Origin of the sequence: Flavobacterium hydatis (genome assembly GCF_000737695.1) — a bacterium.
GTDB lineage: Bacteria > Bacteroidota > Bacteroidia > Flavobacteriales > Flavobacteriaceae > Flavobacterium > Flavobacterium hydatis.
Window position 1 is genome coordinate 21,839 of the sequence record NZ_JPRM01000066.1, and the last position, 6,634, is coordinate 28,472.

The window sequence follows — 6,634 nt, forward strand, 5'->3', positions numbered from 1 at the left end:
TAAAAAAGTCGAGGTTTTTTATTTCCTAACTTCTTTCTCAGAATAATACACATTACATTGTGCAGGTTGACTTATTTGTAATACAATATTTATATTAACTTATTTTGTTGTTTTAAAATATAAAATTAATCCTATATTTAGTTCAAAATATAAATGGATATGTCAAACATAAAGATATTTGGAAATCATAGCCCAGTAGTTGGAGTAAAGGAATATTACTCCATAAATGAATTGTTTGGGAATTCAGTTCCTAAACAAAATTTTCTGCCAGAATATCAAGTTGCATCTAATGATCAAGTAAAATGGTCAGTTTGGATATTTGAGCGAGGTTCTTGGCGAAAAACGAAAGAAAATGATAAAACAGGAATAACAGTAGATTATATTTTTTACCAAAAAAGTCTTGCTCGTGAAGCAATAAAACTATCGGTTGAAGTAAATGGAGAAAAAGCTATTTTTGATATAAAGCCGCTAAAAACATCACAAGCCAAAATAGTACATGTCGATTTGTTAGATGCTAATTTAAGTAAACCAACAAAACCATTTGCTTATGGCGATTGGATTGTGGCTCGCGTGCATTGCGTCGGGATGGACAGATTCTCTCTAGCAGTTACTTTATGGGAAGATGATGGAGGTAAAACCAAACAAAACACGACCAACGTAAGAATACAAGAAAAAAGAGGAATTGTTTTAAATGGTATAGCCGATGTTTCGTTTCAGCTAAAACCTAGCTTTGCATGGCTTGCTAATGCAAAGTTGGCAGAAGGAGACACTAGCGAAGGCGAATTTCATGAGTATTATGTAACAGCAGAATTTTTAGAAAGAAAATCAAAAAGAGTACCTAGTTTAAACACTAACGTTCCTAATCCTGATTATAAACCAAAAGTAGTCATAAAACAAACTCCAGCAGAGAAAAAAGGACCATCTAAAAAAGAAGTAAAAGGAATTAATAAATCTGATAATAAAGTTTATGATTATCATGAAACGAAAGTATCTATAAAACCTACCACAGATTTTAATCCAGTCTGGGAAAAAATCAATAGTATATTGAAAGTTAATGTCGATGAAAATTGGTGGAAGAAGAAGGAGGAGAAAAAAGGTATTTGTGTGAGTGAAGCAAGAATTCGAGCTTTTATGAGGATGTTGCGAGTAAAAGAAGATACTGCTGGAGATTCTGGTTACGAAAAAAATGTAGGAGGAAAATCTTTTATAAAAGATTATAAAAAAGATTGGAGTACGCATCCCAAAATTTCCATATACATTAAACGAATTAATAAAAATTCTAATGCAGCTGGTGCATATCAATTTATGGGAGATACTTATGATGAAATTATTAGAAATTACGGTAAAAGATATAAAATTTCAAATTTCACAAAAGAGTCTCAGGATAAAATGTGTTTAATATTAATGAAGCATTATTACAAAGATGATAGACCAAAAAGTTTTTATAATCCCGAAAGTGTTGGATCTAAAGAATGGAGAAAAAGGTTTAAAAATCAGCAAGCTGACATTATTCAATTAATTATTGATGATGATATTAAAAGAGCTGCATTGCTTTCTAGTTTATGTTGGGCTAGTTTACCTGATTCTCCTTATGGTCAACAAAGCTCTTTATATACTTTTACAGACGTAAAAAAAATATACGATTCCTATTTAAAGGAAGAGTTAGTTGCAACAAGTAAAGAGCTTTATCTTAAAAAAGGGTTTTTAAAAGAATTTGGATATAGTTGTTGTGATGGATATAATGATATAAACACAGGATGTAGTGATAAAAGCGATATTGATTTGAGAAATAAAATTACCTTTTATGCTCAGAAGACAAGTACTGATTGTAATATTACTTGTAGAAAAATTATGAAAATTATTGATATTTACCCAGAAAATCCAACAGAACATGATGGTGAATCATATTACCAAACGGCATTGGAAACAAAAGATAGAAAAGGATTAACATTAAATATTGATAATTTTAAAAAGGGAATCAACTATATTGATAAATCTTTAGAAGCAGGATATCCTATAATGGTAGGTGTTCATCATTCAAATATTTATAAATATAATGAAACTAGTGTTCCAACTACAGATCATTATGTAATAATTGTAGGGAGATTTTGCGATAACAATGTATTAAAATACAGATTTTGGGATGTTGGAACAAAGAATGGAGAAATAAATGATTATAAGTTTACAAAACATGAAGATAAATTATATTCAGACGAGATTTTTCATAAAGGTAAATCATATGTTGTTAGTCAAATTAGGAGAAATAAAAAAATAGATGATAATTCATTAATTACATTTTAAAAATGAAAAAGATAAAATTTTATATTATCGGGAGTTTGATATTGCTAATGTTTTCTTGCAAAGGTCAAGATAAGAATGAAGTAATAAATAATTCAAATAATCAAAAAGTTAATGATTTAAATGGGATTACTTTATTAGAAGTTGAGAAAACGGATAGTTTGTATACTGTTTATAATAGATGTGACGGAGGAAATGGTGTATTAAGAATTTCTGAAAAAGAATTTTATTATTACCATCCACAAGAAGGAGCTTACTATAATATTCAAAATGTTGAAAAAATAAATAGCAACAAATATAAAATCACATCTGATGGCTATTATTTTTTTAAGAATGATAAATTAATTCCAGAAAACAGTGTTTGGTCATTAACTAAAAAAAATAATCTGTTATGGGAATTCGGAAAAGAGTCGAATAAAAACAAAGTATTATTATCAGATAGTTTAAATATAAAAATTGGTAAGATAGCTTATAAAGTGCAGCCTCTTAGTGAATGTTCTGAAAATAATGAAGAGGAAGTAAAAGGTGATAATTTAGTTGGTAAATGGGGGACAAATTGCGAAAATCCAATTGGAATAGTAATAAAAGAAAATGAATTAATAATGTGTGTTGAGCCTAATGTTTATTATATACACTTGACTAAGATTAATAAAAAAAAGGAGGACAAAATTTTAAAATATAAATTAAAAGGATTTGAAGGAATTGGGTCTAAAGATGTAAATGCTCAAAGTTATTTTAATGATAATGAAATTGCGATTGTGAAAATTTTAGAGGATAACAAAATAGAATTTACTTGGCTTGGGTTTTATAACAAAGTGAATAAAGAAAGACAAAATACAGAATCACTTATTAGTAATGAGAATCCAACTATTCTTAAAAAATGCTATTAATGAAATGATGGCTTATGTTTTAGATTTCGCGATTTACAAGTACGAGTGTTCATTAAAAAGTAGACTATGAAAAACATTTTTGTTTGTTTATTTGTTATGATTTTTATTGCCGTTGGTTGTAAAAATAATATTGATAAAGAAGTTGGAGCTAAAGAAAAAGAAGGATTACTTGAAAAAAATATAAATCCATCTAGTAATTTAAAAGCTGATTGTTCTCAAATTATTATAGATTTAATTAAGAGTTCAAACTTTAAAAATCCTTTCAAGGATAATTTGAAAATTGCGATTGAAAATAATAATGGGGTTAATATGAAACTACGTTTGTTTGATGCAAATGATAAGTCTGAAAGTACCATTGGCTGGATTGTTTTTGATGCCGAAAATAGGAGACTTTTGGATATTACAAATGATATTAAGAATCCTATAAAATTAACTTTTGAGCATAAGTTATGGAATAAAATTATTGAATGTTTTTTTGATAATGATAGAAGTTATTATTTTGAAGAAGATGATAAACCATTAGGAAAAGAAAATTGTAAAACCACTACTAGAGATATGGAAACAACTCAAGTATGTATTTTTGAAAACACTAATATAAAAGATATTTATGATAGATTAATTTTGAATAAAGAGATAAATGATTCAGAATATTTAAGTAAAGTTTTTCCCGAATCAAATCAGAATATTGTAATAAATGAAAAAGGAATTATAAATATTGAGTACAAAATATCGACTTCAAAAAAACTAGAAATTACCATGAATTATGAAGGAGGCGTTACAACTCTTGAAATAATTCAGATTAATAATAATGTGAAAAGGATAATTACTAATAGTGCTGATTAATCTAGATTTTACCTTGATAAAGTAGATTAGAAAAAAAAAATCTGTACAAAGCAATGTTGTTATTAATTATGAAAAAAATAATTTTATTACTCACATTATATTTAATGATTTCTTGTAAAGAGAGTAAAGGAAATATCTCTTTATCAAAGGACATTTCAAATAAAGAATATTCAATCTTAAAAAAACAAGATACAATTATTGAAAATATTTCAAAAAATTGTGAAGAGGCACAAGAAAGAAATATCTATGACTATAATTTATGCAAAGAGTGGAAAATACTTGATGAATCTCAAGTAAAAGAGATTTTAAAATCAGGAGAATTAGGGGATGGAGGAGAAGGAGATTCTCGAGCACTTTATTATACTTCATCAGAATTTCCAATTTGGATAACAGCAGATATGATTGTGGGAAAGCAAAAGTACAAGCTGAAAATTAATGGTGGTTCCTATTTTTATTTAACAAATGATAAAAATATTACATCTCTTTATTTTTGTAAAAACAACAAGTATAGAACATCTTTTATATCTGGAATAGGAACAGAAGATGATGAATTATATGAAAAACTAAAAACTAAAAATGGGAATAAAATAAATTCTCAAAAAACAGATTTAAACCTGTGGCAAGGTAATTACAATTTTGATAATGGAAATTTTGAACAAAGCTATAAAAGCTATCATATTAAAATAGAAAAAAATACTTGTATTTTGTATCAAGGTGACTTACCTGCATGTGAGATTGAATGTATTGTAGATAGGTATGATAACGAACTATTTTTATATATAAAATCAGAAAAATTTAAAAAGTCACAATACGATGTTTCTTATGTTGAATCATTATCGGAAGGAGATTATTTATTAAAGATTATCAAGCGAAATAATAAATTTTATATACAATCTCCTATAATAAAATATTGGAATGAAAAGAGTAAAACATTTGAAAAAAATATAGAAATAGAAAGCGAAAAGACAAATTAAATGAAAAAAATTGTAACGTTATTTTTACTTGTAAATTGTATTACTTGTTATTCTCAAAATTTAATTAAAAATAGTTTAAAGGGAATGTATTTCGCTAATGTTCAGATTGAAAATTATGAGACAAATAGGGCTATAAATGTTACTTACTATCTATATTTTGGTAAAAATTATGCAACATTAAATTTTTCTAATAATGAATTTGCAGCATGCGAAGGAAAATATTTTTATAAAGAGAAAAATAGTATTCTTTATCTAATTCGTGATGAAAATGATGGACGCCCATGCCCAGCTATGAAAGATAAAAATGATGAAGTTAATTTTCCTAATGGCTCAGAAATCATATCTATAAAAAAAATAAAAAATAAGTACTATATAAGAAGCAAACGTTTTTATGATAAGGATTGGCAATTATTACAGCAAAAATAAAATAATGAATGTATAGTGTATAATTTTAAATGATCTAGAGATGGAAAAATTATTTAGGCTTATATTGTTAATTAGTACTTTTTCCAGTTGTCAAGAAACTAAAAGTAAAATCGACTTTTCAGTAGTTAATAATCATACTCTTTATGAGGTTAAAAAAATAAATTCAATAAATAGTATTTATGAACCTTGTGATGCTACAAATAAAAAATATAGTATTAAGGATTCTTTATTGGTTTATACTACAGCTCAAGATGGCGATTTTAGATATAGAATTTTAGGTATCAAAAAGAATAACAATGATTATGAACTACAAATAAAAAATACTGACCCTACTCAGAATGTTTCAATACTGAATATTTGCAAAATTGATGATAAATATTATTCAATAAATGGAAAAGTTTTTATTGATAGTATTTTTATAAACACAATTCCTCATATAAAACAGCCGTGTAAGGAATGTGACAACTGTGATGATGTTAAAAAACAAATAAATATTAATGAAGTAATACCAAATGGTTACTGGAAAATTGATTGTAAAAATGGGAATTCAAGTATTAATATAAAAGATAAAACAGCTTTTTTAGAAGTGATGTTCAATCAAATTTATATAGATATGATTGAAATAAAAAGATATGATTCTGATAATGGTATCGCCTACAAATTAAAAGAAATACCAGAAGATAAAGGGAATTTTGGAGTTAATTTAAATTGGAAAGAATATGTTAATGATAAGCCTATTGCTTATGTAAAAATAATAGATGATAATACACTATATTTTTATTGGTATGGGTTCTATAATAAAAAAACGCAAAAAAGAGAATTTACAGAATGTGGCTTTCAACAGGAAAACAGAAAAAATCAGCAAGAAATAATTTTAAAAAAATGCGATGAATAGAATACAAATGGGAAAAAGTCTAGGATAATATGAGAAATTTTAAAACTTTGATGATTGTGTTTCTAATTATTGTTTTCAATAGTTGTGATAATAAAGTGCAAAAAAAGAAAACATCTGAAGCATTGGAGACTAAGATAATTGATAGTTTGATATTATTAAAAGATACAATAGTTTTTTTTAATAGTTCAGAAGGGGAAAAATTATCATTATTTAAAAATCAAAAAACTAAAGATTCAATTATTAAATCTACAATTTATGGCGAGACGGGAAAAATAGATTATACTTTTATTTTTAATAAAGAATTATTT

6 protein-coding genes and 1 pseudogene are annotated in these 6,634 nt (G+C 26.1%); all 7 read left to right on the forward strand.

Annotated features, from left to right (window positions below; translation table 11 throughout):
* Positions 1-159: 159 nt before the first annotated feature.
* Positions 160-2,301 carry a glycoside hydrolase family 24 protein gene (locus IW20_RS25690; RefSeq protein WP_123869575.1) on the forward strand — a complete coding sequence of 714 codons (2,142 nt, stop codon included), beginning with the start codon at positions 160-162 and terminating at the stop codon, positions 2,299-2,301.
* A 2-nt stretch (positions 2,302-2,303) separates the two neighbouring features.
* Entirely contained in the window at positions 2,304-3,188 is an 885-nt protein-coding gene (locus tag IW20_RS24895) for a hypothetical protein (RefSeq protein ID WP_035628969.1), read from the forward strand.
* A 66-nt stretch (positions 3,189-3,254) separates the two neighbouring features.
* Entirely contained in the window at positions 3,255-4,031 is a 777-nt protein-coding gene (locus IW20_RS24900) for a hypothetical protein (protein WP_035628972.1), read from the forward strand.
* Between the two features lie 68 nt (positions 4,032-4,099).
* Positions 4,100-5,005: a hypothetical protein gene (locus IW20_RS24905; RefSeq protein ID WP_035628974.1), complete on the forward strand. Its 906-nt coding sequence runs from the start codon at positions 4,100-4,102 to the stop codon at positions 5,003-5,005.
* A complete protein-coding gene (locus IW20_RS24910) occupies positions 5,006-5,431 on the forward strand; it encodes a hypothetical protein (RefSeq protein WP_035628975.1) in 426 nt (141 codons plus the stop codon).
* A 40-nt stretch (positions 5,432-5,471) separates the two neighbouring features.
* The gene (locus IW20_RS24915) at positions 5,472-6,326 is read left to right on the forward strand and encodes a hypothetical protein (protein ID WP_035628978.1); all 855 of its coding nucleotides are present in this window, start codon (positions 5,472-5,474) and stop codon (positions 6,324-6,326) included.
* Between the two features lie 29 nt (positions 6,327-6,355).
* Positions 6,356-6,634 (forward strand): annotated as a pseudogene (locus tag IW20_RS24920) (hypothetical protein); the annotation flags it as partial.

What these genes read in the sequence shown, in the direction of transcription:
- IW20_RS24900 (WP_035628972.1), top strand. Translation starts at nt 3,255, where the DNA reads ATGAAAAACATTTTTGTTTGTTTATTTGTTATGATTTTTATTGCCGTT.
- IW20_RS24915 (WP_035628978.1), top strand. Translation starts at nt 5,472, where the DNA reads ATGGAAAAATTATTTAGGCTTATATTGTTAATTAGTACTTTTTCCAGT.
- IW20_RS24895 (WP_035628969.1), top strand. Translation starts at nt 2,304, where the DNA reads ATGAAAAAGATAAAATTTTATATTATCGGGAGTTTGATATTGCTAATG.
- IW20_RS25690 (WP_123869575.1), top strand. Translation starts at nt 160, where the DNA reads ATGTCAAACATAAAGATATTTGGAAATCATAGCCCAGTAGTTGGAGTA.
- IW20_RS24910 (WP_035628975.1), top strand. Translation starts at nt 5,006, where the DNA reads ATGAAAAAAATTGTAACGTTATTTTTACTTGTAAATTGTATTACTTGT.
- IW20_RS24905 (WP_035628974.1), top strand. Translation starts at nt 4,100, where the DNA reads ATGAAAAAAATAATTTTATTACTCACATTATATTTAATGATTTCTTGT.